Source organism: Sphingopyxis sp. YF1 (assembly GCF_022701295.1).
GTDB lineage: Bacteria > Pseudomonadota > Alphaproteobacteria > Sphingomonadales > Sphingomonadaceae > Sphingopyxis.
Genome location: NZ_CP033204.1, coordinates 3,878,888 through 3,905,315, shown reverse-complemented (window position 1 = coordinate 3,905,315; position 26,428 = coordinate 3,878,888). Strand labels below are relative to the sequence as shown.

Sequence of the window (26,428 nt, the reverse complement as noted above, 5' to 3'; positions counted from 1 at the left end):
AGCCCCGATTTCCGATTGTCGCCTCCTTCCCGCCGCCCCCCTCTCGGGTGTCCGGCACGGCATCAGGAGACCCTCGATGAGCGATTTCGCCGCCCCCATTGTCCCGCGATTTCTGAAAACCCCCGACGCCGCCGTCCATCTCGGACTGTCCGCGCGCACGCTTGAAAAGCATCGCTGCTACGGAACGGGCCCCGTCTATCGCAAGCTCGGCGGCCGTATCGTCTATGCGATCGACGAACTGAACGCCTGGGCCGAAATCGGGCGCCGCAATTCGACCTCGGACCCCGGCAAGGGCACCATTCATCCCGCGCGTCCGGTTCGGCGCTGATGCGGTGCCCGTCCGCTCCCGTATCGCCCGCGGGGCGCGCTTCGCGGCCACTCGCCGCGTCGCGCACCGACGTAACCGAAGTCGAACTGACCTGGATCGAAGCACGCCTCGAGCAATGGATCCGCTTCGGCCGCGTCGCGGGCGAGCGGATCGTGAGCCGCAGCACCAAGGTCGTTGCGTTCCGTCCCGGTGCCATCTTTGCCGTCGTTCGCTGGATGTCGAACGACTATGGCACCGTCCATTCAAGCATCGCGATCGTCGCTGCGACGGCAGCCGGAGCGCCTTATGCGACGCTTCCGTTCGTTCGCCCCGGCGGCGATATTCTGCTTCGCATCGACGGCTGGCCCAAGGTTCAACGTGTGCTCGCGGCGGTCGACGCCGTCGAGGCGGTCGGCATCGACGCCTGTGATGCCGCGCCCGAGCATTGGCGGCACGTCGGCAACCGCATTGCGATCGGAATGCCACCGCGTCCCTATGGCCGCGATCGCCATGCGGCGTGGCTTCGCCGCCGGGCGATCGAGGCATGAACCGTCACTATCTTCGCGCAACGGTGGCGGCGACTTTGCTGTTCGGCGGCTCGTTTGTGGCGGTCGCCTGGGTCGCCCCGGCGCCGCGCTTGCTGTGGAATGCGAGCGCGAGTGCGCCTATCGGACTTTACCGGGTCGACACAGGCGCGCGGCCGGCCGCAGGCGATCTTGTCGCGATCGAGCCGCCTCCGCCGCTCGGCGACTGGCTCGCGCAGCGTGGCTATCTTCCCCGCGGTGTGCCGCTCCTGAAGCGCGTAGCGGGCGTTCCCGGTCAGCGCATCTGCCGCACGGGGGCATTCGTCACGATCGACGGTCACGGCGCCGCGCGCGCTGTCGCGCGCGATCGGCTGCGCCGGCCGCTGCCCATATGGCTCGGGTGCCGGATCATCGGACGCGGCGAATTCTTCCTTCTCAACGCGGCGCCAGACAGTCTCGACGGCCGCTATTTCGGCGCGATTTCCGCGACCGGCCTGGTCGGCGTTGCGCAGCCGATCTGGACCCGCGCGGCGCCCGGCGCGCCGCTGCGCTGGCGCCAACCCCGCATCGATCCGAACCCAAACCTCGAACAGACAGGAGAATGATGATGATCATTGGCACGTTTCGCCACAGCAATGACGGTTATGAGGGCCGCATTCACACGCTCGGTTTCGACGCTGCGGTCACCATTGCCCGCGCGCCTTTCTCGGAAGTGGAGGGGGCTCCGGCGTGGAAGGTGTTTCTGGGAGACCCGGCTGCCGGCATCGAGATCGGCGCGGGACGTTTTCGCAGTGGATCACGCGGCATCTACCTAGCGCTGCAGATCGACGATCCTCTTTTGGCGGCGCCTTTGACGGCCAACCTGCATGGCTCGGATCAGCGGGACGGAGAACATTGGCTCATCTGGTCGCGACCTGACGCGCACGAGAAAGACTGAGCCATGGCCCTCGCGTCGGCCTTTAGCGTCGGCTTCGCGCTGCGCTGCGCGGTCGCCTGCACTGCAGCGTTTGGCGCGTTCGCCGTGCCGCCAGCTTGTGCTGCGACTGCGCCTGCGACGAACAATGCTGCGCATCCCTATGCAGCCCCGGTTGCCGAAGCGGCGCAGCGCTTCGGTATCCCGGAACTGTGGATATGGCGCGTCATGCACGCCGAGAGCCGCGGCAATCGGGGTGCCGTCTCGCACGCCGGAGCGATGGGTTTGATGCAAATCATGCCCGCGACCTGGACCATGTTGTCGGCGCGCCATCGGCTGGGAAACGACCCGTTCAACGTCCGCGCAAACATCCTGGCGGGCGCGGCCTATCTGCGCGCGATGTGGGACCGCTACCGCGACGTCCGCCTGATGCTCGCGGCGTACAATGCCGGACCAGGGCGCGCCGACGCCTTCGCGGCAGGACGACGCGGATTGCCTGCCGAGACGACTGCCTATGTTCGCCGGATCGCTCCCGAACTCGCCGCATCGGATCCGACTTCGTTTGTATCCGCGCCTGCGCCGGCGGTCCCAAGCTGGCGCGACGCGTCGCTTTTCGCAGCACAGCCGCCGGTGAGCGACAGGGGCGAATCGCGCACCGGATCGCTGCCGACGATGCGCGACGAGGCTGTCCGGCTGCCTATGCCGACCACGCCGAAAGCGCCGCCGAATCCGCTGTTCATTCCTCTGTCTGGAGCCGCCGAATGACGCCGGTTGCCACCCGCGACGGCAGCGCGCTTGGCTCGTCGTTCGGGCCAATTGCGGGTTGCTGGAGGGCTAGTCTGGGAGGGCGAGATAAAAGACGTGCCAGCTTCCGGCGCGTAGGTGGTTGGTTTCATGCAACAATCGCATATGGCTCCGGCGGCGCCCTGCCATACATAACAGGTGAAAATCCTTGCCTCGCAAAGGCTTGCGATATGGCAGCCGTCCCATGAGCTCCAGCGACAGCGATTTTCGGATCCGGCCGGGAAGAGGGCGCGATGCCGGTCGCGGTTCGGGCGGCAGGGGCCAGCGGCTCGCGGCGCAGGTTCGCCGCGCCGCCGCGCGGCAGGGGCTCACGCCCTTGCGCAAGGGCGGCGGTGGCGGCACGCTGCGGCTAGGGCGCGGTCGGCGCGCGGTGGCGATGGCGCGCTTCCGGGCGAACGGCCGGCGCGTCGTCGTCAAGGCGCGCATCGTGCGGCACAAGGGCATGCGCTTTCGCGCCGCGCCGCTCGCCAAACATATATCCTATCTCGAACGTGACGGCGTCACGCGCGACGGGCGCGATGCATCCCTGTTCGACGCTCAAGGCGACGCGGCGGACCGGAGCGCGTTCGGGGCGCGCTGCGACGGCGACCGGCATCATTTCCGTTTCATCGTCAGCCCCGAAGACGGGGGCGCAATGGACGATCTTCGCAGCTTCACGCGCGAGCTCATGAAGGACATGTCGCATGATCTCGGGACCGGCCTTGATTGGGTCGCGATCGACCATTGGAATACCGACAATCCGCACATCCACATCCTTGTCCGCGGTGTCGCCCGCGATGGATCTGACCTTGTCATCGATCGTGCCTATGTGAGCGAGGGCATCCGTTTCCGCGCCGAGGAACGCGTCACGCTCGAACTGGGCGTCAGAAGCGAGCGCGAGATGACCCAGGCGATCGAACGCGAGGTCGATGCCGAGCGCTGGACCAGCCTGGACCGGAAGATCGGACGCGCGACCGCCGAGAGCGGCGGCCTTCTCGATCTCCGCCCTGCACCCGCTGCCGATCAGGCGTCGGACCGGATGCTGCGCGGCCGAGCGGCGACTCTCGAGCGGCTCGGTCTGGCCGAGCGCCTCGGCCCCGCCATGTGGTTGGTCGATCCGGGGGCCGAACGCGCGCTGCGCGATCTCGCCGACCGCGGCGACATCATCAAGACGATGCACCGCGCGATGCAGCAGAGCGGAATGGCTTTCGACGCGTCCGTGCTGGCGCTGCACGGTGAGGCGCCGCGCGATCCGATCATCGGCGGCCTCGTCGCGCGCGGCCTCGACGACGAGCTCGCCGGCAGCGCCTTCGCGATCGTCGACGGCGTTGATGGCCGCACTCATCATATCCGCTTCGACGACATTGAGTGGACCGGCGATGGGAAGCCGGGCGCGATCGTCGAGTTGCGCAGCTGGGAAGGGCGCGGAGGCACCGCACGGCTGTCGCTCGCGGTGCGATCTGATCTCCCGCTTGGCGAGCAGATCGGGGCGCAAGGGGCAACCTGGCTAGATCGTCAACTTGTCGCGCGCGACACCGCCCTTGCGGGATCGGGATTTGGGCTGGCGGTGCGCGATGCGATGGACGCGCGCGCGACATTTCTCGAAGGCGAGGGGCTCGCCCGGCGGCAGGGTCAAAGGCTGGTGATGGCGAGCGGTCTCATCGAAACACTGAAGCAGCGCGACCTCGACACCGCGCAAGCCGTCATCGCGGCGCGAACGGGCCTCGCGCATCAGCCCCCGACCAACGGCGAGCATGTGAGCGGCATTTATCGCGAGCGCATATCGCTCGCTTCGGGGCGCTTTGCGATGATCGACGACGGGCTCAGCTTCCAGCTCGTTCCCTGGCGCCCCGCGCTCGATCGCCACCTCGGACAGCACGTCGCCGGAACGATGGCTGCGGGTGGCTCGATCGACTGGTCGCTCGGGCGCGGTCGCGGGATCGCTATTTGATGAAAGGTCGGACGGAATGAATGATCGTATCCTCTGGGGTCAGATCGCCGCGGTCGGCGCCATCGTGACCGCCGCGATATGGACCGCGACACAATGGACCGCGGCCTCGCTCGGATTTCAGCCCGAGCTTGGCGCGCCCTGGTTTCGGATTGAAGAATATCCGGTCTATCTGCCCCCCGCCTTCTTCTGGTGGTGGTTTGCCTTCGACGCCTATGCGCCGGCCATATTCCTCAAGGGCGCCGGCATTGCCGCATCGGGCGGCCTCCTCTCCATCATCGTCGCAATCGCGATGTCAGTCTGGCGCGCCCGCGAGCGCCGCCGCGCCGAAACCTATGGCTCGGCGCGTTGGGCGAGCAAGCGAGAAATCCGCAAGGCCGGCATGCTCGGGTCCGATGGCGTCATTCTCGGTCGCACGGGCAGCGCTTATCTCCGTCACGATGGCGCCGAGCATATTCTCTGCTTCGCGCCAACAAGGTCGGGCAAGGGTGTCGGCCTCGTCGTCCCGACATTGCTCACCTGGCCGGGGAGCTGCATCGTCCACGACATCAAAGGCGAGAACTGGCAGCTCACCGCGGGCTTTCGCGCGCAGCACGGCCGGGTTCTGCTCTTCGATCCTACCAACCGCGCCTCGGCCGCCTATAATCCGTTGCTCGAAGTCCGCCGCGGCGAATGGGAAGTGCGCGACGTGCAGAACGTGGCCGATGTGCTGGTCGACCCAGAAGGAAGCCTCGAGAAACGCAATCACTGGGAAAAAACGAGCCACGCGCTGCTCGTCGGGGCGATCCTCCATGTCCTTTATGCGGAGCCGGACAAGAGCCTCGCGGGGGTCGCGGCCTTCCTGTCCGATCCACGCCGACCGATTGCCGCGACGCTCCACCGGATGAAGGCGACCCGCCATCTCGGAGACCGGCCGCACCCGGTCGTCGCCGCGGCGGCGCAGGAATTGCTCAACAAGAGCGAAAATGAACGCTCGGGCGTTCTGTCGACCGCGATGTCCTTCCTCGGCCTGTATCGCGATCCGGTTATTGCGGCGGTCACCGGATCTTCCGAATGGCGGATCGCCGATCTTTTGGACGGGTCCGGACCGGTATCACTTTATCTGGTCGTCCCGCCCGGAGACATCAGCCGCACCAAACCGCTCATCCGCCTCATCCTCAACCAGATCGGTCGCCGTCTCACCGAGGAACTCGGGCCGCGCGATCGGTCGCGGCGGTTGCTTTTGATGCTCGACGAATTTCCCGCGCTGGGTCGCCTCGATTTCTTCGAAAGCGCGCTCGCCTTCATGGCGGGCTATGGCATCAAGGCTTTCCTGATCGCCCAGTCGCTCAACCAGATTGAGAAGGCCTACGGCCTCAACAATGCGATCCTCGATAATTGTCACGTCCGGGTAAGTTTCGCGACCAATGACGAGCGGACGGCCAAGCGCATCTCGGATGCGCTCGGGACCGCCACTGAAATGCGCGCGATGAAGAATTACGCTGGCCATCGCCTTTCACCTTGGCTCGGCCATCTCATGATTTCGCGAACCGAAACGGCGCGCGCATTGCTGACGCCCGGCGAGGTCATGCAGCTGCCGCCCGATGAGGAGATCGTTATGGCGGCAGGCGTCGCGCCGATCCGCGCGCGCAAGGCGCGCTATTATCGAGACCGACGGCTTATGGCCCGAATCCTTCCGCCCCCGGCCGTCGGCCGAACGCCGAAGCCACGAAGCGACGATTGGTCGCAGTTGCCGGAGCCACAACGGCCGGCTCCTGATAAGCGGGAGGGTGACGAGGAGGCCACCGACAGGACCGACGCAGAGAATGCGGGCATCCGGCAGGAGCCCGAGCTTCCGCTCCACGAGGATATCGCGCCCATTCCACCGGTCCCCACGGGTGAGTTTGATTTTGGCGAGGAAGATAGCCAGGGCGACGCCGCCCGCCTTCGTCAGGCCGCCGACCGCCGGATGGCGCGAAATGCTCGTACCGCGTCGCTCGATCCGAATGACGGGATCGACCTTTGACCAAGACCAGCATCAAACAGACCTTCCGCCTCGACGCCGACCTGGTTCGCCTTGTGGCGGAACGGGCGCGGCAGCGCCGGCTGACCCGCACCGAGATCGTCGAGGCCGCGCTCGCCTCTTTGCTCTCGGCCGATCATGAAGAACGGTTGGAGGCGGCGCTCTCCAAGCGGATCGATAAGTTGGCGCGAGGGCTCGATCGGCTCGAATGGAATCTCGACCTGTCGAACGAGGCCTTCGCGCTCTTTGTCCGCTTCTGGCTGACAAGTACCGCGCCGCTTCCGGACACGGCGCTACCCGCCGCGCAGGCGACGGGACGCAAAAGATGGGAGGGATTTGTGGAGTCGCTCAGCCGCCGGATGGAAGCCGGTCCCAAGCTAGCCGAAGAACTATCAAGAGATGTGGGCAGCAGCTCTTCTGATTGAGATACGCGGCCCACTGTTCAGCCATGGGACGCAACACACCCAGCCCGTCATTTCCAGTCGCCTCGATTTCTGCCAGTTTGACTCATGTCTTATCTCGATCCGACTACTTGGCGCGCGTTCACCAAAGAGGAAATGAGCGCCTATCTGGCCGACTTGCGATCCCCAAAGGTCCCGAAGAAGGGCGGTCGTCGCAAAGGCGGCAACAGGCCCGTCCTTGTGCTTCAGAAGACGATCTCGCCCTTCGATGCCTACACCTATCTGCACGCGCGATTTGGGGCTCCGAACGGACTTCAAACTTTCCTTGCACGGGACGATTCCGACAATCTCTTCCACTGGGATTATTACCTGAAGGCCGGCGACGCGACCCTCCAGTTCGTCGGTGCAACCGAAGAAGTGCATGTCTGGTTTGAAGGCAGATTCTCCGATGCGGACTGCCTAACGTTCATCGCGAACATGCGAGCCGATTTCGGGCGTGTCGCTGAGGAGAAAGGGCGGTTCGCGTCCTCTCTTGAAAAGTGGAACATCTTCCCGAACCAGTATCTCGCCATCGCGAACCGCTGCGCCGAGCTCTACGACACGATATGTGACGCCCTGCCGAAGGTCGAAAAGAAGATTGTGGCAGACAATCTCGCCACCCAGAATCTGGCTCGGGAAAAGAACAATAAATCCCACGCCAAGCTGATGACGGCGATCACCACGGCGCCGACCGAGCTTTCCGTCCTGATACCCGTCATGTTCGAATCCTTCATCGGCTTGCTCGTCGCCGGTTTCATCAAACCGGAGATCAAGCGCGACCAGGCCGCCTTCACGGCATTTGTCCGGCTCCCTCTCAATCAGAAGCTCGAGCGCCTCGCGGATAACTGCCGCGGGTTTGCACGGCCGATCGAACAGAACAATCCTGCCTTTGGTCGATACTGGTCTGTGGTGAATCGCAGGAATGATCTCCTTCACGGAAATGTCGATCCTGTCGGCGATGCGTTGGAAGTTGTATATTTTCACGGGAAGCGCCCGCTCTACAAATCGGGCGGCGACCGGATCCGCCAGCTTTGGCTGCGGCTGATCGACCAATATAATCCCCGGGGCGTGGTTGATGATTATCTCGCGATGCATGCCTTCATCATCGAGATTCTGGATCATCTGACACCTGCCAACCGCAATACCCTCGGATATATCATGGGAGATTCGCAGCCCGGCTGGGACAATAAGCGCAAAATCTTCGGGATTCTCTTCCCCGAGGTGGTCGCAACCTCCGTATTCGGCGAGCTTCGATATGATTGGCAGCTACAGCCCCCGGTCAAGCCCGAGCAGGCAGTCTGATCAGTCAGATGCAGACGGAGGAGCGCTGTCGATGAACGCGATCCGCCTTTCGATAAGTCTGCGCTGCTGCTCGAGTTGATCTCGATTTCCCGATAGCTTGATGTAAGACAGGAGCGCCCTGTGATCGGCTAGGTCCTGCCCCTCGAATATCCAGTGATTGATGTGCCGCGAAAGCAGCATCCGCAGGAACTGACATTGCGGATGGAGATCATCGCCAGCGCCGCCGGCATGGACATAGTCATTCCGAAGCCTGGCGATATGCTCCAGCTTCCACCTGGACAATGTTGGATCGCCTTCAGCGAACAGAACACGATCGAGTATTTTTTCGTTCGATCCCCCCTTCGCATCGGCTTCGACATAGAGTTGCTCCAGCGCGGACCAATAGCGAAGTAGCCGATGACTGCTGTCGCGCGAGGCAAAGCCGTCCTGTAATAGCATCGTCGCGCGAACGAGAACCTCCCGAAAGGGATGGTTTTGGAGTGCGGCCAAGGCCCGGCGCACATAAGGTATTAGTTCCAGGACGCGCGACATCCTGAGCGGATGCGTCTTCCAACTCTCTTCATCATAGTCGGGATTGTACCAGATACGGTCCTCGCCCCGGAACGCTCGACGCTCGAAAAGAAACTGGTTCGGACCCAGCCACAATCCACCCTCGGTCCAGTTTCGCCCGCCCCACTCATAATAGCGTCCCCACGTCTCATACAGGTTCGCGAGTCCGAGAACGAGTTGAAGGGCGTCCATCATCCGGTCGACGGCTCGCTGATCTTCGCGCTCGTCGCAGGAGAGAATGACATGGCCAAACCCGTCGGGCTTCCTGGGATAAATCCTGCCGACGCCGCTCAGAAGATATTCCTCAACCCGGAGCCAAGGGGGGAGGTTCGCGGCACTCCGAATGCTGACGCCTTCCCAATCGAGCCGAAATCCCGGCGCATGCGACATGTTCTGCGCTCGAAACTTGGTCCACATCGTGAATTTACGTCGGGGGACGGCCAAGGCGGTCCGATGGATGCCGCTGGCGTGTTCGATAATGGCTTCGGCGGTAAGCGGTCCGGCGCGGCGGCTCTGGATCAACGCCCTTCTGAATAGGCGGACCGCTTCTGACCGGCTGATCGAAGGTGTGACAGCAAAGGCATCGGGCAGAATCTCGTAGAGTTCCTGAAAATCGTGCCTTGTATAGCTCAACCCCTGTTCGGAGAGCGCAGTGTGCTCTTCAAAATCGCGGAGGAGCGCCATCAGCGCGCGGTCGTTTACGAGCTTCCTGCGGGTTATTGGCATAGCTGACGTTTCCGGCGGCGCGGTCGCCTGTCATCAATTGGTGGAGTGCTGGCCTTTAGCCTCTGATCACCGCATCGCGAGCAACTTATTCCGGAGCTTCCAAGAAATAGGCGCGCAATCGGTGCGCGGTGTCGGGACGAAGCCGGATTAGGCTGCGGCGGGCATCCATCAGATCGGGGGTTCGATCGACGAGCCCTGCGTCGCAAAGCTTCTGGACGAGGCGAAGGGCGCTGCTCATCGGAATGGTCGAGGCTACGCAAAGGTCGCTGGTCGATAACGTCTTTCCCTCTCCCTCATGGATGAACAGGTCGATGAGCATCTCCCACGCAGGTTCCCCGAACAACGCCTCGGCACCGATGAGTTGTCGCCGCAATAGTCGTCGGCGCATGGTCGCGCGCGCATTGTCCAGCGCGGCGCCGTTATCCCCATTTGGCCCCCTTCCGGGTGATTTTAATGTCACGCCCGCTGTCCCCGAACGCTGGCGGGCGATCTGGTCGCGGCTGGTGATATGACGCGTGTGGCTAGCGCCGACCACAATATGGTCGACCAAATTGATGTCGAGCGACCGGGCAACGGCGTCGATATGCTGCGTCGCTCGCTTGTCCTCCTCGCTCGGGGTCGGATCGCCGCTCGGATGATTGTGGATGAGGATGAGGCCCGCCGCGTTCAGCTCAAGCGCGCGGCGGAAGATCGTCCGCGGATACAGGGCGAGGTGAGCGAGCGTCCCGTTTTGGAGGCATTCGTCGGCGATCAGCCGGTGGCGAACGTCGAGGAAGAGAATCCGAAGCGTCTCGTCCCTGAGTGACCCCATCGATGCAATGAGATATCGGCGAAGAATGGGGTCCAGAGGATCGATCGGCGCTGCATCCAGATCCCCCCGCATTGCTTCGAGAAACATATCATGTGCGCGAGTGAGTAGCAGCGCCACGTTCGAATTCATGCCGAGAACGCGTGCAAGGGCCTCGGGGGATTGCGACCAGATGTTTCCGAGGCTGCGAAACTCGGCCAGCAGCGCTGACGCTATCGGTTCGCTGCTGTCCGGCTCGATTGCCGAAATAAAGGCACCCAGGACGGATCGCTGCCGTTCCGTCTCAGCCGTTGTTGATGCCGCCAGGTTGCCGCGACGAGGAGCGGTGCGAGAGGCCAGGAACCGGCAACCTGCATGGTGAGATAAGCCGCTGAGTGCAGGTCCACCTCGATCGCACGTGTCGAATGCGCGAGGAGGGGCAGGAATTGCAGGGCCGCCGCGATCATCGGCCAGAAGCGATGCGCCGTCAGCGCAATAGCGAGCGTCGCTGCCGCCGCTGCGACATCGATTATCAGGTGACCTGTGTCCACCGAGAGAAATCGAACCGGAACGAACAGGTGCAGGACTTGATCCGTCAGAAGCATGACGAGCAGCACAGCCGCCATCGCACGTTCGGGTGCGCCGCCCCTGCGCGCCGCATAGGCAAGGGCCACCAGCAGGATTGTCACGAAGAAAGCGATCCGCACCATCGCGATCACAAACCATGCCGGTGGCTCCTGGTCAATCTCGTCAAAGGGCAGCGATATGCGCTGCCGAATTGGGCGCGAACTCCGGGCATTCGTGGAGATCGAGCCCAGCATTCTCGCGGCCGATTTCGGCGAGCTCGCCATGAACACGCAAAATATCGCCGCTGACCCCGACGAGCGCGACTTGCGCTTTGGCCAGCCGCTGGATCGTCGCATGACCGCGGGCCGCCGGGACACCGAGCGTATCGCGTCGGGCGGTGACCACGGTCGCCATCAGCGACGACACGGCGATCAACGCATCGTCGATCTGGGTTTCAGCGGCGGGCACTGCTTTTTGGAGCCGCGCTGCATTCATATTGATCGGCTGGGTCATAACTTCTCCTTTCCGGAGACGCGGTGCGTCCCGGTTCGATGAACATGAGGGGTGGAGAGATTAGCTGGAGAGCAGCCGCGTCAGCGTCTGCCCGATGGCGAGACCCGCAAGGATGACGAGGAGCAGGAACAGGAATATCGCTGCCATGATTGCTATCCTCGTTGCCGGTTTGGAATCGCGCCTCCAGATATTCCCGAACGGCGGGCTGCTGCCCGATCGTTCTGTATCCGTCCCGAGGCTGGCTAACAGTCCCGGATCGTCGGTCGAACGCCCGTCTGGAAAGTGGGATGGCACCAGCCGTGGCGGTTGGGGAAGTATGATCGGATCACATAGTATCTGATCATAGGTCAGTTTGAGGCGCGCGTAGATCATAGCGGCCTCGTCGCGGCCAGAGGCACCCAAGATATTGCGAGCCGCGGTCAGCCGGAGATCCACCGCCTGCTTGGATATATCGAGGCGGCGAGCGATCTGCTTCGACGTCTGGCGTTCGAGCAGCAGATCGAGGCAGGCCCGTTGCTTGTCAGTCAGTCGCGCCCAGCACGCTGCTTCATCAAATGGGTGCGACCCCGAATCAGTCATAGTAACACTGTTGTCAAAATCGCGCGCAGCACAAGCTACCTGCTCAAGTTCGCGGTTGCTTCCAGCATGTTACCCGCGCGGCTGCTACGCCACTCCCTGTCTTCCTATCCCATGGTACGACGAAACCAAAAGCTTGTTGAACTCCGCTATTTTATGCGTCTCTTACTCGTCCCCGTCGAGCCGGGCACCCTCGCCCGGCCTCAGAATTGGGGATCCCGATGGGCGCAGAACCGATCCGGCTGGAGGCACGTCATCGCAGCGCGCGCATGCTGCGCACGGCGATGGGCGATGCGATCGCGGGCTGGCTCGCCGACCCCGAAGTCATCGAAATCATGCTCAATCCCGACGGCCGTCTCTGGGTTGACCGGCTGGGCCGAGGTATCGAGGATAGCGGTGAAAGGCTGAGCGCTGCCGACGGCGAGCGCATCATCCGCCTCGTCGCGCATCACGTCGGCGCCGAAGTGCACGGAGCGGCACCACGTGTGTCCGCGGAGTTGCCCGATGGCGGCGAGCGCTTTGAGGGTCTGCTGCCGCCCGTCGTTGCTGCCCCGACCTTTGCGATCCGCAAGCCTGCGATCGCGGTCTTCACGCTCGATGATTATGTCGCCTCGGGCATCATGTCGGCGGGGGCCGCCGCGATGCTGCGCGCCGGCGTACGCGATCGGCTCAACATTCTTGTCGCGGGCGGCACCGGTACTGGCAAGACGACGCTCACCAACGCTTTGCTCGCCGAGATCGCGGGAAGCCGCGACCGGATCGTGCTGATCGAGGACACACGCGAGCTTCAATGTGCTGCGCCGAACCTTGTGGCCCTGCGCACCAAGGAAGGCGTCGCGACACTCTCCGATCTCGTTCGCTCGTCACTGCGCCTGCGGCCCGATCGCATCCCGATCGGCGAGGTGCGCGGCGCCGAAGCGCTCGACCTCCTGAAAGCCTGGGGCACCGGTCATCCGGGCGGTGTCGGAACCATTCATGCCGGCAGCGCGCTCGGTGCGCTCCGCCGGATGGAGCAGCTCATCCAGGAAGCGGTCATCACCGTCCCGCGCGCGCTGCTCGCCGAAACGATCGATCTCGTCGCCGTGCTCGTCCGCGACGGAACCGGGCGGCGCCTCTCCGAGCTTGCACGGGTCGACGGGTTCGACCGGCTGACCCTCGAATATCGCCTCACCCCCCTCATCACCCCCGAAGGAGACAATCGATGATCCATGCCCTGCGGCATGGCGCGCGCCGCGCCATGCTCTGCTCCACCGCTATTTTTTTTGCTGTCGCTGGGGCGGCACCCGCCCACGCCGGCGGCTCGTCGATGCCATGGGAAGCGCCGCTCCAGTCGATCCTCGAGAGCATCGAGGGGCCGGTCGCCAAGATCGTGGCCGTGATCATCATCATCGTGACCGGGCTCAGCCTCGCCTTCGGCGACACCTCGGGCGGTTTCCGCCGGCTGGTCCAGATCGTGTTCGGCCTGTCGATCGCCTTCGCCGCCTCGAGTTTCTTCCTCTCCTTCTTCTCCTTCGGCGGCGGAGCGCTCGTCTGATGCGCCGGGAGGAGGAGGTGCCGGGTTATTTGGCTCCGGTTCACCGGGCGCTGGCCGAGCCCATCCTCCTGGGCGGCGCCCCGCGATCGCTCGCGATCGTCAACGGCACGCTCGCCGGTGCCGTGGGCCTCGGCCTCCGCCTCTGGATCGTCGGCCTCGTCCTCTGGGCGGTCGGCCATGCCCTTTCGGTCTGGGCGGCGCGCCGCGATCCCGCCTTCGTCGACGTCGCCCGGCGTCACCTCAAATATCCTGTCTGGATGCGCCCATGATGAATCTCTCCGAATATCGATCCAAATCCGCCCGCCTCGCCGATTTTCTCCCTTGGGTCTGCCTGGTGGCGGAGGGCGTGGTGCTGAACAAGGACGGCTCCTTCCAGCGAACGGCGCGCTTCCGCGGGCCCGACCTCGACAGCGCCACGCCCGCCGAACTGGTCGCTGTCACGTCGCGGCTCAACAGCACGCTGCGCCGGCTCGGCTCGGGCTGGGCGGTGTTCGTCGAGGCCCAGCGCGTGCCGGCCATTTCCTATCCCGTGTCCGAGTTTCCCGATGTTGTGTCCGAGCTCGTCGATATCGAGCGCCGTGAGCAGTTCCGCGAGGAAGGCGCGCATTTCGAGAGCTTCTATTATCTGACTTTGCTCTGGATGCCGCCCGCCGAGGAAGCCGCGCGCGCCGAGGCCTGGCTCTACGAGGGACGCTCGAAGACCGGAGTCGATCCCAAGGAGCTGCTCGCTGGGTTCATCGATCGCACCGGCCGCGTGCTCCATCTCGTCGAGGGCTTCATGCCGGAGGCCGAATGGCTGGATGACGGCGAGACGCTGACCTACCTGCACAGCTGCATCTCGACCAAGGTCCAGCGCGTCCGGGTGCCCGAGACGCCCGCCTATCTCGATGCGCTACTTGCCGACGAGGCGCTCGTCGGCGGGCTCGAGCCGCGGCTCGGCGATCATCATCTGCGCACGCTCACCATCACCGGCTTTCCGAGCGTCACCTTCCCGGGCCTGCTCGACGAGCTCAACCGGCAGGCGTTCGGCTATCGCTGGTCGTCGCGCGCGATCATGCTGGACAAGACCGACGCCACGAAGCTGCTCACGAAAATCCGGCGCCAATGGTTCGCGAAGCGCAAGTCCGTCGCCGCGATCCTCAAGGAGGTGATGACGAACGAGGCCTCGGTCCTGATGGACAGCGATGCGTCGAACAAGGCGGCCGACGCCGACATGGCATTGCAGGAACTCGGCGCCGACGAAGCCGGCATCGCCTATGTCACCGCGACGATCACGGTCTGGGATCGCGATCCGGGACAAGCGGCGGAGAAGCTGCGGCTGGTCGAGAAGGTCATCCAGAGCCGCGACTTCACCTGCACCGCCGAAAGCGTGAATGCGCTCGAAGCCTGGTTCGGGAGCCTGCCCGGCCATGTCTATGCCAATGTCCGCCAGCCCCCGGTATCCACCCTCAATCTCGCCCACCTGATCCCCCTCTCGGCGGTGTGGGCGGGGGCGGAACGGGACGAGCATTTCGGTGATGCCCCCTTGCTCTACGGCAAGACCGAAGGTTCGACCCCGTTCCGCCTTTCGCTCCATGTTGGCGACGTCGGCCACTGTCTTGTCGTCGGGCCGACCGGCGCCGGGAAGTCGGTGCTGCTCGCGCTGATGGCGATGCAGTTTCGCCGCTACGAGAGAAATCAGATCTTCGCCTTCGATTATGGCGGGTCGATCCGCGCCGCCGCGCTCGGCATGGGAGGCGACTGGCAGGATCTCGGCGGCGCCCTTCACGATGGGGGCAGCGAAGGCTCGGTGGCGCTGCAGCCGCTCGCCCGGATCGACGAGGCGGCCGAGCGGGCTTGGGCCGCCGAATGGCTGGCTGCGCTGCTTGGCGGCGAAGGCGTTGCGGTCGATCCCAGCGCGAAGGAGCATATCTGGTCGGCGCTGACCTCGCTCGCCACGGCGCCGGTCGCCGAGCGGACGCTCACGGGACTTGCGGTCCTGCTCCAGTCGCAAGACCTCAAGCTCGCGCTCTCGCCCTATCTTGTCGGCGGCCCCTGGGGCCGGCTGCTCGATGCCGAGGCAGAGCATCTCGGCTCCGCGCGCGTGCAGGCGCTCGAAACCGAAGGGCTGGTCGGCGCCTCGTCGGCCGCGACGGTGCTCTCCTATCTGTTTCATCGGATCGAGGGCCGCCTCGACGGTTCGCCGACTTTGATCATCATCGACGAGGGCTGGCTCGTGCTCGACAGCCCGGCCTTCGCGGCGCAGCTTCGCGAATGGTTGAAAACGCTCCGCAAGAAAAATGCGAGCGTGATCTTCGCGACGCAGAGCCTCGCCGATATCGAAAGCTCCCCGATCGCGCCCGCGATTATCGAGAGCTGTCCCACGCGGATATTCCTGCCGAACGAGCGCGCGGCAGAGCCGCAGATCGCGCGGGTCTATGAGCGCTTCGGGCTCAATGACCGGCAGATCGAGATATTGAGCCAGGCGACGCCAAAGCGCGATTATTATTGCCAGTCGCGCCGCGGCAACCGGCTGTTCGACTTGGGGCTGGGCGACATCGCGTTGGCCTTCGCCGCCGCCTCCTCGAAATCCGACCAGATCCGGATCGGCGAGCTGATCGCCGTGCATGGCCAGCAGCAGTTCGCGGCCGCCTGGCTCCGGCACCGCGGCCTCACCTGGGCCGCCGACCTGCTCGGCCATCTCGAAATCGCAGCCCCCTGAAGGAGTGAAGTTGATGAAGAAGAGTTTCTATCGTCGCGCCGCGCTGGCCGGTCTGATCGCGATCGCGGTGGTGCCGGCTGGCACGGTCGCCGTGCCGGCTGCGGCGCAGATCGGCGGGATCGTTCACGATCCGCGTAATTATGCCCAGAATATCCTGACCGCCGCGCGCACGCTCGAGCAGATCAACAACCAGATCAAGCAGCTCCAGAACCAGGCGACGTCGCTGGTCAATGAGGCCCGCAACCTGCAGAGCCTGCCGACGTCGACGCTGCAGGAGCTGCAGGGGCAGGTCGATCTCACCCGCGAACTGCTTGGGCAGGCGCAGCGGATCGCCTTCGATGTCGGCGACATCCAAAAGGCGTTCGATACCCGCTACAAGGGCGGGGCGCTGACGGGGCCGCAGGCCGCGCTGGTCGCCAATGCCGAGGCGCGCTGGAACGACAGCGTGGGCGCCTTTCAGGATGCGATGAAGGTTCAGGCCGGCGTCGTCACCAATATGGGCGCGGCGCGCCAGTCGATCTCGACGCTCGTCACGGCAAGCCAGTCGGCATCGGGCGCGCTGCAGGCGGCGCAGGCGGGCAATCAGCTGCTCGCGCTCCAGTCGCAGCAGCTCGGCGATCTCGCTGCCGCGATCGCGGCGCAGGGCCGCGCCGAGATGCTCGATGCCGCACGCGCGGCGGCGACCGAGGCCGAAGGGCGCGAACGCTTCCGCCGCTTCCGCAGGGGCAATTGAGATGGGCCGGGCGGGGAAGCTCGTCGCCGGAGCGATCGTCGGCGGAATGGCGCTGACGATCGCACTGCTGGCCGCAGTCGATCCGCCCGCGCCGCGCGCGTCCGCTCCCCCGCAGATCTCCGGAGCGGACGCACGACCCGAGCTCGAAGGCACGCTGCGGCGCTGCCGCACCGTCACTGTCGCCGATCCCGAGTGTGAGGCCGCATGGGAAGCGAAGCGCCGCCACTTCTTTGGCCAGGAAAGGCAAGACAGATGAACGATACCGGCGTCATCGACCAATTCCTGTCGGTCTTCTCGACCTACATCGACAGCGGCTTCGGGCTGCTCGGCGGCGAGGTCGGCTTCCTGTCCTCGACGCTGATCGTGATCGACGTGACGATCGCGGCTCTATTCTGGGCGTGGGGAACCGACGAGGATGTTCTCCAGCGGCTCGTCAAGAAGACGCTCTACATCGGTGTCTTCGCCTTCATCATCGGCAATTTCCAGAGCCTCGCCACGATCCTGCTCGAAAGCTTCGCAGGTCTCGGCCTCAAGGCGAGCGGCGGCGCCATGGCGATCGGCGATTTCATGCGTCCCGGCGTCGTCGCAGAGACAGGGCTCGATGCGGCCGAGCCGCTGCTCGACGCCAGCGCCGATCTTTTGGGACCCGTCGGACTCTTCACCAACTTCGTCCAGATCATGATCCTGCTCGTCGCGTGGGTGATCGTCGTGCTGGCCTTCTTCATCCTCGCGGTGCAGGTCTTCGTGACGATCCTCGAGTTCAAGCTCGTCACCCTTGCGGGCTTCGTCCTCATTCCTTTCGCCTTTTTCGGGCGAACGGCTTTCATGGCCGAGCGGGTCCTCGGGCATATCATATCCTCGGGTATCAAGGTGCTGGTCCTCGCCGTGATCACCGGCATCGGCACGACGCTGTTCGATCGCTTTCTCGATGCTGGTATCGGTCCCGAGCCCGACATCGAGCAGGCGATGGCGATCGCGCTCGGCGCGCTGACCCTGCTCGGCCTCGGCATCTTCGGGCCCAGCATCGCCAATGGCATCGTCGCGGGCGGACCCCAGCTTGGAGCCGGCGCTGCTGCCGGGACCACTGTCGCGGCGAGCGCCACGCTTGCCGCCGGCGCAGCCGGCACGGCGCTCGCGACCGGCGCTGCCGCAACGGCGGCGCGCGGTGCGGCCGCGGCGGGCGCCCGGGGCGCCGGAAGCGCCTCGGGGGCTTATTCCGCAGGCGCGGCCGGAAAGAGCGGGGCGAGGGCGGTTGGCTCGGGTTTGGCCAATGTTGCCCGTACCGCGGCGAGCGGCGCCGCAGCGCCGCTCCGCAGCGCGGCCGAAAAGATCCGCGCCAACTTCGAGGCTGGTCGAGATGCATCCGCGGATGGCGCGGCGCCCACCAAGCCCGCGGACCGACCGCCAGCCTGGGCCGCCGCGATGCGCCGCCGCCAGATCGTGACGCAGGGGGCGACCATCGGCGCCCAGACCCTGAAGGGCGGCGACAGCCACGGCGGCGGCTCGGCTCCCGACATCAGTGAAAAGGACTGATCGATCATGTTCAAAAGACCCACCAACCATTATGGCCGCGCGCCCGAGCCGGTCACGCCTTACCAGCGCGCCGCGCAGGTCTGGGACGATCGCATCGGTTCGGCCCGCGTGCAGGCGAAGAACTGGCGGCTTGCCTTCTTCGGTTCGCTCCTGCTTTCAGGCGGTCTGGCCGGCGGCCTCATCTGGCACTCGGCGCGCGGCACGATCACGCCCTGGGTCGTCGAAGTCGACAAACTCGGCGAGGCCCGCGCCGTCGCGCCGGCGGACGAGGATTATCAGCCGACCGATCCGCAGATAGCATTCCATCTCGCGCGTTTCATCGAGCATGTCCGCGCGATCCCGGCCGACCTGGTCGTGCTGCGCAAGGATTGGCTCGCGGCCTACGACTTCACGACCGCGGCCGGGGCGCAGGCGCTCAACGACCATGCACGAAACAATGACCCCTTTGCCGAGGTCGGGAAGTTCCAGGTCGCGGTCGATGTCTCGAGCGTAATCCGCGCCTCGAAGGACAGCTTCCGCATCGCCTGGTCCGAACGCCGCTATCAGGACGGGAGCCTCATCGAGACGTCGCGCTGGTCGGCCATCCTCACCGTCGCCCATGTGCCGCCGCGCACCGCCGACGCGCTCCGCCGCAATCCGCTCGGCGTGTTCGTGTCCGCTATTTCCTGGTCCAAGGAGCTCAATCAATGAAGGCTATTTTTCATATGTCCCTGCTCGTCGGCGCCGCTGCGCTCGGCGCGGCGGCGCCCTCCTTAGCGGCCGAAAACCGCGATGCGAAGGCGAATGTCGGGCGCGCCAATGACGCCGCGCGCGTGCAGCCCGATCGTGCGACCTTTCTCAACGCGATCCAGAAATATGCCTGGGCCGAGGGTGCGCTGTACCAAGTCTATGCGTCGCCGGGGCGGGTCACCGACATCGTGCTGCAGGAAGGCGAGGAACTCGTCGGGCCGGGGCCGGTCGCGGCCGGCGATACGGTGCGCTGGATCATCGGCGACACGGTGAGCGGCAGCGGTGCCGCGCGGCGCGTTCATATCCTGGTGAAGCCCACGCGGCCCGACATCATGACGAACATCGTCGTGAACACGAGCCGGCGGACCTATCACCTGGAGCTCCGCGCGACGCCCGCCACCTATATGGCGTCGGTCTCCTGGTCCTATCCGGAAGCCGAGCTGATCGCGCTGCGCGCCGCCGAGGCCGAGCGTGAGCGGGCGGCACCCATTGCGGCCGGGCTCGACCTTGGGTCGCTCAACTTTCGCTATCGCCTCTCGGGCGACAAACCCGACTGGCGCCCCGTGCGAGTCTTTGACGATGGGCGGCAGACCTTCGTCGAGTTCGGCGACGATATTGCGTCGGGTGAGATGCCGCCGCTGTTCGCCACGGGCGCGAAGGGAGAGACGGAGCTTCTCAACTACCGTGTCCAGGGACGCTTCATGATTGTCGACCGGCTGTTCGAGCGCGGCGAACTGCGCATGGGCGCCGGCCGCGCGGCACGCAAGGTGATCATCGAGCGCGCCTTGCGCCCGCGGGAACGCTCATGAGCGGCCCGGAACAGGTCGAGAAGCTGGTGGCGGGGCCGCCAGCCGCCCCGCCGCTCGGCGCCGAACCCTTCCGGCTTGGCGCCGAACCGCCGACGGTGATGCGCCTGTCGCGCAGGGCGCTCGCCATCATCGGCGGCGTCTCGGGAGTCGCGATCGGCGGCGCTCTGCTTTACGCGCTCCAGCCGGCGGCGCCCAAGGTGCCCGAGAATCTCTACGACAGCGACCGGGCGAACAAGTCCGAGCTCGTGACCGGCGCGCCGGGAGACTATGGCAAGATCCCGAAGCTCGGCGAGCCGTTGCCCGGCGATCTCGGACGGCCGATCCTCGCGGCGCGCGAGAAGGACGAAGCGGTACCAGTCCCGCCGATAGGCGCGCCGACCAAAGATCCGAGGGTTGCGGCGGCCGAGCAGTCGCGCGCGCGCGCCGCGCAGGAGCGCGAGAGCGCCCGCGCCAGCCAGCTCTTCCTAGGCAGCGGCGCCTCGGCTGCGACGGCGTTGCCAGAGCTTGGCGGCAGCGGGCCGCAAGCGTCCGCAGACGGACCGCGGCCCAATGCGGTCGCCGCCGACCGGCGGCGAGGCTTTCTCCGGGGCGGCGGTGCGCGACCGACCGAGAGCATGGCGCGGATCGTCGCCCCCTCGTCGCCACATGTGATCCAGGCCGGCAGCGTGATTCCGGCCGCGCTCATCACCGGTATCCGCTCCGACCTTCCGGGGCAGATCACCGCGCAGGTGACCCAGAATGTCTATGACAGCCCTACGGGGAGGTTCCTGCTGATACCGCAGGGCGCCAGGTTGATCGGTGAATATGACAGCGAGATCGCCGACGGGCAGAGCCGGGTCCTGCTTGTCTGGGAACGCCTCATCCTTCCGGGCGGCCGTTCGATCGCGCTTGATCGCGAACCGGGCGCGGACGCGTCGGGCCGGGCAGGTCTCTCCGACCGCACCGACCATCACTGGGGCCGGGTACTGCGCGCGGCGCTCGTCTCGACCATGCTCGGTATCGGCGCCGAAGCGGGATCGGGCGGCGATGGCGCCCTCATCCGTGCGCTTCGCGATGGAACGCAGGACAGCGCGAACGAGGCGGGCCAGCGGATCGTGGAGCGCGAAATGAAGGTCCCGCCGACGCTGACCATTCGTCCCGGCCATCCGCTGCGGGTCATCGTGACACGCGATCTCGTCTTCGAATCTGAAGGCGGCGAAGGATGAGCGCGCTTCGTCTCGGACCGATCGCCGACGACAAGCCGGTCAAGCTGACGATCGAGCTCCCGGGGCGCCTGCACCGCGAACTCCTCGTCTATGCCGAGGTCCATGCCAAGGCGACCGGCCTCGCCGAGCCGTTGCCGCCCGAGAGAATCGCAGTGCCGATGATCGAGCGTTTCATCGCCGCCGATCGAGGATTTGCGACGGCGCGGCGGCAGCGCTGAAAGGCGCCGCTTGTGCGTTCGGACGCCGGCAACAATTTGGTCGAGCCCGTGTCGATCGGGGCCGCGCCAGGGCTCGGCATGCACCTGTCGACATTAAGGGGCGGCGCGAAGGGACCAGTCTGCCGCGCCGCCCCGAAAGCTGCCACGCGCGGTGGGGGCGCGCGTGGCTGCTCGATCTATCTCCTTACTGCGCTCCGCGCCGTACGCAGCTTCGTGATCCGTAAGCCGGGAACGCCGGCGCGATCGACCGCGCGCCGCCAAGCCGCAAGCTCTTCCACGCTCAGACGGTAACGCGCGCAGGCATCGCTCGCCTCGAGCAGCCCGCCGTCGATCGCCGCGAGCACTTCCGCCTTGCGGCGGCTCACCCAATAGGCTGTGCACGAAGGCGGCAGGTCGCCGAGCGATATCGGCCCGCTCGGTCCCATGACGGATCTCTCGATACGGTTCGGTTCCAGCACTGCGACGTCTCCATTCGCCTTGTGCCCCCCGCGTGAACCTGCCGCTCTAAGGTTAACAAATGGTTTCGAAATGCGGTTCCGGATAGGAATTTACGCTACGGAAGCCCGGCGCCCGTCGCTTTTGGCGTTTTGGTCCAATCGGTGGCGGTGCGTAGCACATAACGGCGCCGGGCGACCCAGAAGAGCTCGCCTTTCTTGCAAGGGCCAGATCTTCATTCCTGCGCCCGCCCGTCTACCTGTCGGGCGGGCGTTTTTTTCCTTATCCTACAGGAGGGCCGCTTCCGGATCAGGTGGCGGGCTCAGGGCTTGGCCGGAAGCGTGACTATTCTTCGGCCAAAAGATCGGGCGTCCGCCGAATAGGCCCCCGGGCCTCCGAGCGTCAGCGCGGCAAGCGCCGACAGGTGGCAAAGCGTCATAGCCAGGCTTCCCCCCATCGGGGCCTCGACAAGCGCCAGGGCCATGCCAGCGAGGGCGGCCGCCCGCGTCCGAAGACCGAGAAGCAGCGCGAGGGCCAAAAGTCCTGCCACCCACGACTGGATGGCAGCCGCCGGGAGCGGATCCAGCGCGAGTGCGGCAGCATTGGAGAGGCGCATCAGCAAAAGGCCAGCGCCGAGAGTCCCCCCAGGATACTCGGGAAAGAATGATCGCATGGCCCAGCGATATGAGCGCGGGCAGGCCCAAGATACATCCCGATATTGGGTAGGACGGACTTAGCCTTTTGGGGATGAAGAGTGTCTGCGAAGAGCGTAGAACGGCGCATCTGGATCTCTGCTGTGGGGGACGCAGGTGGGCCACATGAAGACATCCGCACCGAAGACGCTCCGGCACCGCGCCGCGCTCTTGCTTCTCGGGATGTCGCTGGTCGCGGGCCTTCCACCGGCCGATAAACCGGCCTTCGCCCTCGATCCTGACCGCGGCATCGACCAGTATCGACATACGCGCTGGACCCGCGACGATGGCGCCCCCGCCCCGATTCATGCGATTGCGCAAACTCGCGACGGCTATCTCTGGCTGGCGAGCGGCGACGGCCTGTTCCGGTTCGACGGGATCGCTTTCGAGCGAATGGATGCCGACGTCGAGGACGCGACCGGCGGGCCGCGAACGCTTCTGGTTACGAAAAACGGCGACCTCTGGACGAGCTATTCCGCGTCGGGCCGCTTCGCCGTATACCGTCGCGGCAAGCTCTCTTTTGTCCCCACCCCGCGCTTCGACGGGGAAGTCGTGCATATGATCCAGACCCCGGACGGCGATATCTGGGCGGCAATCGGACAGGTCGGCAGGCCGCTACTGCGATATCGGAACGGCGCGTGGACCGAAGTTCAGCCGACAGCGGGCTTCGGGCGCGACAGCAACACCGGCCTTGCCGTGACGCGCGACGGCGCGCTCTGGGTGGCTTACCGCGACAAGATCTTCCGCAAACAAAATGGAAGCGACCGCTTCGAGCTGGTCATTTCGCAGCCCGGCATGCGGTCTCACCTCGCGACCGACAGCGAAGGGCGGCTCTGGGCCCGCGACACGCTCGGTGTCAGGCCGGTGACTGGCCCAGGGGGGCGCTGGTCCGGCAAGCCCGCTGCGTTCAGTTATCCGACCGAAAAGGTCCGGCGCGGCTTCACCATCAGGTTCGACAAGGATGGCAATCTCTGGGTGGCGCGGCGCGGGGACGGGATCGAGCGCCTGCGCCTGCCGTCCGCACTCGGCCCGGGCCATGCGCCCGCCCCATCGACCGAATTTCTCGCAGCCGATGGTCTGACGTCGGATGCGACCCTTGCGGTCTTCGAAGATCGCGAGGGAAATATATGGGTCGCGACATCGCTGGGTCTCGACCGGTTCCGCAACGCCAATGTCGCGACCGAGAAAGCGCTCACCAAGCCCGCCGCTTTTGGTGACATCCTGCACGTCGCGCGCGATGGAAGCGTCATCATCGCGCAGGCAGACAGCATCTACCGCGCCCGGGCGCACGCGGCGCCCGAGCTTCTGGAAGGCGGCACCGCCGAGCCCGAGGCGGTGTGCGACGGACCCGGCGGCGCGATCTGGGTCGTGCTCGCCGACCGGATCCTGGCCATATCGGGAACGTCGCGGCGCTCGCTCGCCCGGCCCTCGGGTACCGAAACGGGAATCTATGCCTGCGGTCTCGATCGCTGGGGCCGGATGTGGATGACCGCGGCAGGAAGCGGTCTCTACCGCCAAACCGCGAGCGGCTGGTTCAACATCCCGGCCAAACCCGAAAAACAGGAATTTTATCCGACCCAGCTGGTGCGGGATCCCGCGCAGGGGGATGTCTGGATGATCTGGGGAACCGACCGCTTCGCGCGTCTCGAGGCCGAAGGCCAGACCCTCGTGACCGCCAATCGACCGTCGCTAGGCACCATTTACACGATGGCGCCGGCCCAGACCGGCATATTGATCGCTGGAGCGGATCGCATCGGCCGTCTGAAGGACGGCAGGATCACGGCCCTCGGTTTCGACCGCGTGCCGGGATTGCGCGGCGTGAACGGCATCGCTCAGACGGCGACCGGAGAGACGTGGGCGCTCGGCTATCAGGGCTTTGTGCGCATGCGCTCGGCCGACTTCGAACGCGCCCTGACCGATCCGCAATTCACGGCGCCGCACCGCGTCTTCGACTTTGTCGATGGCCTTCCCGACCGCTACGCTCGGCAAAGCATGCAATCGCTGGTCCAAGGCGGCGACGGGCGAATCTGGGGAGCGACGCTCGCCGGGACGGTATGGATCGACCCCGCGCATATCCAGGCGAACAAGCTGCCTCCGCCCGTCGCAATCGGAACGCTGATTGCCGGCGGCGTGAAATATTTCGACCCCGACCAGGTTCGGCTCCCGGCCGGCAGCTCGTCGCTCACTTTCGGCTTCGCGGCCCTCAGCCTCGGCGTGCCGGAGCGGGTTCAAATCCGTTACCGGCTCGAAGGCCAGGATGCGGATTGGATCGACCCGGGGGGCCGGCGCCAGGCAAGCTACACGAACCTCGGACCCGGTACCTATCGCTTTCGGGTCATAGCCGCGAACGAGGATGGCATATGGAACCGGAAGGGCGCGGTGCTCGAGGTGACAATTCCTCCGACATTTCTCCAGTCGATCTGGTTCAAGATGCTTGCCGCGCTTGTCCTGCTTGCGCTTGGCGCCGCAGCCTATCTATTCCGGGTCCGGCAGCTCGAGGCGCGCCTGCAGGGCCGTTTCGACGTCCGGATAGCGGAGCGCGAGCGCATCGCACGGGAGCTCCACGACACGCTTCTGCAAGGCTTTCAGGCGCTGATGCTCCAGTTCAAGGCCGGTGTAAATCGCCTGCCTGCGAGCGAACGGAAGCCGCTGGACGAAGCGTTGGCGCGCGCGCAGGGCGTGCTGGTCGAAGGCCGCGACCGCGTACGCGATCTTCGGGCTCCGCGCAGCGACGCCGGTCTGGAGACGGTGCTTCTCGATCTCGCCCGAGATATCACGGCAGGTTCCGGGATCGATGTCAGGATGGCCAGCGAGGGAACGCCGCATGGCCTCCACCCGATCGCCTTCGAGGAAATCGAGCGGATCTGTGAGGAAGCGATACGGAACGTCGTCCATCATTCGGAAGCGGGCACGCTTCGAATCGACTTGTTGTGGGGCGCCCGCGACCTCAAGCTCGCGCTTCGCGACGACGGCAAAGGAATTCCGGAAGATGTCGCCTCGCAAGGTTCCCGTAGTGGTCATTACGGGCTGGTCGGGATGCGCGAACGGGCCGAGCGCATCGGCGCGGACCTGACGGTAAGCAGCCGGCCCGGCAGCGGTACCGAAGTGGTGCTGTCCATCCCGGCGGCCGCTGCATATGGTGGGCGCCCCCCGGGACTTTTCGAACGGCTCCGCTCACTGTTTCCCTTGCGAAAGCATAAGCCTTGAAACCAGAACGTCCCATCCGGCTCCTCATCGTCGACGATCATGTCATGCTGCGCGAGGGGATTGCCGCCATCGTCGAGCCCGAGGCGGATATCGAAGTCGTCGGCGAAGCCGAGAATGGCGCGGAGGCCGTCGACCTGCACCGCAAGCTGCGGCCCGACGTGACGCTGATGGACCTCCAGATGCCGGTCATGTCCGGCCTCGAGGCCATTGCCGCCATACGTGCGGAATCTCCCAATGCGCGCCTCGTCGTCCTGACCACCTATTCGGGCGACGTGCAGGCGGTGCGCGCACTCAAGGCCGGCGCATGCGGCTATCTGCTCAAAAGCTCACTCATCGACGAACTGCTGACCGCTATTCGTTCGGTTCATGCGGGACGTCGCTATGTGCCTGCGGAGGTGGCGCAGGAGATCGCCATTCATGCGGCCGAGGAGCCGCTGAGCCCCCGCGAGATCGCTATTCTCGAGCAGGTCGCGACGGGCAAGGCGAACAAGCTCGTCGCCTGGGAACTGTCGGTGTCGGAGGAAACGGTGAAGGCGCATCTACGCACCATCTTCATCAAGCTCGGCGTCGCCGACCGCACGCAGGCGGTCACGACCGCGCTCCGCCGGGGCATCATCACCCTCTGATCTTCCCGGCCACCCGTTCGCATCGCACCGACTGGACAGCATCGGTCCCGCCCATTAACTCCCCGCCGC

At 65.4% G+C, this 26,428-nt stretch carries 28 protein-coding genes; 22 read left to right on the top strand and 6 right to left on the bottom strand.

The features are described from left to right. Positions 1 to 76 precede the first annotated feature (76 nt). The 9 genes from EAO27_RS18850 (at position 77) to EAO27_RS18810 (ending at position 8,219) form a co-directional block, all read left to right on the top strand. Positions 77 to 328: a helix-turn-helix domain-containing protein gene (locus tag EAO27_RS18850; RefSeq protein WP_242773525.1), complete on the top strand. Its 252-nt coding sequence runs from the start codon at positions 77 to 79 to the stop codon at positions 326 to 328. After that, on the top strand, positions 328 to 855 hold the full coding sequence (locus EAO27_RS18845; protein WP_242773522.1) for a DUF2840 domain-containing protein: 528 nt from the start codon (positions 328 to 330) through the stop codon (positions 853 to 855). Before EAO27_RS18850 ends, EAO27_RS18845 begins: the two co-directional genes overlap by 1 nt. Beyond that, positions 852 to 1,436: a S26 family signal peptidase gene (locus EAO27_RS18840; protein WP_242773520.1), complete on the top strand. Its 585-nt coding sequence runs from the start codon at positions 852 to 854 to the stop codon at positions 1,434 to 1,436. The genes EAO27_RS18845 and EAO27_RS18840 overlap by 4 nt, the downstream gene beginning before the upstream one ends. After that, a complete protein-coding gene (locus tag EAO27_RS18835; RefSeq protein ID WP_242773515.1) occupies positions 1,433 to 1,768 on the top strand; it encodes a DUF736 domain-containing protein in 336 nt (111 codons plus the stop codon). Before EAO27_RS18840 ends, EAO27_RS18835 begins: the two co-directional genes overlap by 4 nt. A 3-nt stretch (positions 1,769 to 1,771) precedes the next feature. Continuing rightward, complete coding sequence (locus EAO27_RS18830; RefSeq protein WP_242773512.1) at positions 1,772 to 2,509, top strand: lytic transglycosylase domain-containing protein; 738 nt, start codon at positions 1,772 to 1,774, stop codon at positions 2,507 to 2,509. 223 nt (positions 2,510 to 2,732) lie between these two features. Next, positions 2,733 to 4,478 (top strand): DUF3363 domain-containing protein, encoded by a 1,746-nt coding sequence (locus EAO27_RS18825; protein WP_242773508.1) that lies wholly within the window; start codon positions 2,733 to 2,735, stop codon positions 4,476 to 4,478. 16 nt (positions 4,479 to 4,494) lie between these two features. Further along, the gene (locus tag EAO27_RS18820; protein WP_242773505.1) at positions 4,495 to 6,480 is read left to right on the top strand and encodes a conjugal transfer protein TraG; all 1,986 of its coding nucleotides are present in this window, start codon (positions 4,495 to 4,497) and stop codon (positions 6,478 to 6,480) included. Next, the gene (locus EAO27_RS18815) at positions 6,477 to 6,902 is read left to right on the top strand and encodes a ribbon-helix-helix protein, CopG family (protein WP_242773502.1); all 426 of its coding nucleotides are present in this window, start codon (positions 6,477 to 6,479) and stop codon (positions 6,900 to 6,902) included. Before EAO27_RS18820 ends, EAO27_RS18815 begins: the two co-directional genes overlap by 4 nt. 132 nt (positions 6,903 to 7,034) lie before the next feature. Beyond that, positions 7,035 to 8,219, top strand: coding sequence for a hypothetical protein (locus tag EAO27_RS18810; protein WP_242773496.1), 1,185 nt, complete (start codon positions 7,035 to 7,037; stop codon positions 8,217 to 8,219). On the opposite strand, the gene EAO27_RS18805 is transcribed toward EAO27_RS18810, so the two are convergent. The 5 genes from EAO27_RS18805 to EAO27_RS18785 all read right to left on the bottom strand — a co-directional run bounded on the left by EAO27_RS18805 (position 8,220) and on the right by EAO27_RS18785 (position 11,940). Next, positions 8,220 to 9,452, bottom strand: coding sequence for a hypothetical protein (locus tag EAO27_RS18805; protein WP_242773494.1), 1,233 nt, complete (start codon positions 9,450 to 9,452; stop codon positions 8,220 to 8,222). Between the two features lie 127 nt (positions 9,453 to 9,579). After that, on the bottom strand, positions 9,580 to 10,434 hold the full coding sequence (locus EAO27_RS18800) for a JAB domain-containing protein (RefSeq protein WP_242773492.1): 855 nt from the start codon (positions 10,432 to 10,434) through the stop codon (positions 9,580 to 9,582). A gap of 80 nt (positions 10,435 to 10,514) precedes the next feature. Further along, positions 10,515 to 11,102: a hypothetical protein gene (locus tag EAO27_RS18795; RefSeq protein ID WP_242773482.1), complete on the bottom strand. Its 588-nt coding sequence runs from the start codon at positions 11,100 to 11,102 to the stop codon at positions 10,515 to 10,517. Beyond that, complete coding sequence (locus tag EAO27_RS18790) at positions 11,032 to 11,361, bottom strand: hypothetical protein (RefSeq protein ID WP_242773480.1); 330 nt, start codon at positions 11,359 to 11,361, stop codon at positions 11,032 to 11,034. Before EAO27_RS18790 ends, EAO27_RS18795 begins: the two co-directional genes overlap by 71 nt. A gap of 60 nt (positions 11,362 to 11,421) precedes the next feature. Continuing rightward, on the bottom strand, positions 11,422 to 11,940 hold the full coding sequence (locus tag EAO27_RS18785) for a helix-turn-helix transcriptional regulator (protein WP_242773478.1): 519 nt from the start codon (positions 11,938 to 11,940) through the stop codon (positions 11,422 to 11,424). A gap of 218 nt (positions 11,941 to 12,158) precedes the next feature. On the opposite strand from EAO27_RS18785, the gene trbB reads away from it, so the two are divergent. The 11 genes from trbB to EAO27_RS18730 are packed head-to-tail and all read left to right on the top strand — an operon-like array spanning position 12,159 to position 21,399. Continuing rightward, complete coding sequence (gene trbB, locus EAO27_RS18780) at positions 12,159 to 13,142, top strand: P-type conjugative transfer ATPase TrbB (RefSeq protein ID WP_242773476.1); 984 nt, start codon at positions 12,159 to 12,161, stop codon at positions 13,140 to 13,142. Positions 13,143 to 13,174: 32 nt separating this feature from the next. Next, on the top strand, positions 13,175 to 13,471 hold the full coding sequence (locus EAO27_RS18775; protein WP_242780654.1) for a TrbC/VirB2 family protein: 297 nt from the start codon (positions 13,175 to 13,177) through the stop codon (positions 13,469 to 13,471). Beyond that, positions 13,471 to 13,740, top strand: a complete 270-nt coding sequence (locus tag EAO27_RS18770) for a VirB3 family type IV secretion system protein (protein WP_242773459.1) — start codon at positions 13,471 to 13,473, stop codon at positions 13,738 to 13,740. Before EAO27_RS18775 ends, EAO27_RS18770 begins: the two co-directional genes overlap by 1 nt. Next, positions 13,737 to 16,172 carry a conjugal transfer protein TrbE gene (trbE, locus tag EAO27_RS18765; protein ID WP_242773451.1) on the top strand — a complete coding sequence of 812 codons (2,436 nt, stop codon included), beginning with the start codon at positions 13,737 to 13,739 and terminating at the stop codon, positions 16,170 to 16,172. Before EAO27_RS18770 ends, trbE begins: the two co-directional genes overlap by 4 nt. 13 nt (positions 16,173 to 16,185) lie before the next feature. Further along, entirely contained in the window at positions 16,186 to 16,905 is a 720-nt protein-coding gene (trbJ, locus tag EAO27_RS18760; protein WP_242773449.1) for a P-type conjugative transfer protein TrbJ, read from the top strand. Then, complete coding sequence (gene trbK-alt / locus EAO27_RS18755) at positions 16,835 to 17,161, top strand: putative entry exclusion protein TrbK-alt (protein WP_347567094.1); 327 nt, start codon at positions 16,835 to 16,837, stop codon at positions 17,159 to 17,161. Before trbJ ends, trbK-alt begins: the two co-directional genes overlap by 71 nt. After that, positions 17,158 to 18,438, top strand: a complete 1,281-nt coding sequence (trbL, locus tag EAO27_RS18750; protein WP_242773430.1) for a P-type conjugative transfer protein TrbL — start codon at positions 17,158 to 17,160, stop codon at positions 18,436 to 18,438. Before trbK-alt ends, trbL begins: the two co-directional genes overlap by 4 nt. A 6-nt stretch (positions 18,439 to 18,444) precedes the next feature. Then, complete coding sequence (gene trbF / locus EAO27_RS18745; RefSeq protein ID WP_242773418.1) at positions 18,445 to 19,128, top strand: conjugal transfer protein TrbF; 684 nt, start codon at positions 18,445 to 18,447, stop codon at positions 19,126 to 19,128. Next, positions 19,125 to 19,976 carry a P-type conjugative transfer protein TrbG gene (gene trbG / locus EAO27_RS18740; RefSeq protein ID WP_242773415.1) on the top strand — a complete coding sequence of 284 codons (852 nt, stop codon included), beginning with the start codon at positions 19,125 to 19,127 and terminating at the stop codon, positions 19,974 to 19,976. The genes trbF and trbG overlap by 4 nt, the downstream gene beginning before the upstream one ends. Next, entirely contained in the window at positions 19,973 to 21,181 is a 1,209-nt protein-coding gene (locus EAO27_RS18735) for a TrbI/VirB10 family protein (protein ID WP_242773408.1), read from the top strand. The genes trbG and EAO27_RS18735 overlap by 4 nt, the downstream gene beginning before the upstream one ends. Next, positions 21,178 to 21,399 carry a DUF2274 domain-containing protein gene (locus tag EAO27_RS18730; protein WP_242773405.1) on the top strand — a complete coding sequence of 74 codons (222 nt, stop codon included), beginning with the start codon at positions 21,178 to 21,180 and terminating at the stop codon, positions 21,397 to 21,399. Before EAO27_RS18735 ends, EAO27_RS18730 begins: the two co-directional genes overlap by 4 nt. Before the next feature lie 176 nt (positions 21,400 to 21,575). Here EAO27_RS18730 and EAO27_RS18725 read toward each other — a convergent pair whose 3' ends face one another. Continuing rightward, positions 21,576 to 21,824, bottom strand: a complete 249-nt coding sequence (locus EAO27_RS18725; protein ID WP_242780652.1) for a DUF1153 domain-containing protein — start codon at positions 21,822 to 21,824, stop codon at positions 21,576 to 21,578. A gap of 828 nt (positions 21,825 to 22,652) precedes the next feature. Here EAO27_RS18725 and EAO27_RS18720 point away from each other — a divergent pair. Both EAO27_RS18720 and EAO27_RS18715 read left to right on the top strand, forming a co-directional pair. Then, on the top strand, positions 22,653 to 25,733 hold the full coding sequence (locus tag EAO27_RS18720) for a sensor histidine kinase (protein WP_242773402.1): 3,081 nt from the start codon (positions 22,653 to 22,655) through the stop codon (positions 25,731 to 25,733). Further along, positions 25,730 to 26,359 (top strand): response regulator transcription factor, encoded by a 630-nt coding sequence (locus tag EAO27_RS18715; protein WP_278190104.1) that lies wholly within the window; start codon positions 25,730 to 25,732, stop codon positions 26,357 to 26,359. The genes EAO27_RS18720 and EAO27_RS18715 overlap by 4 nt, the downstream gene beginning before the upstream one ends. Positions 26,360 to 26,428 lie beyond the last annotated feature (69 nt).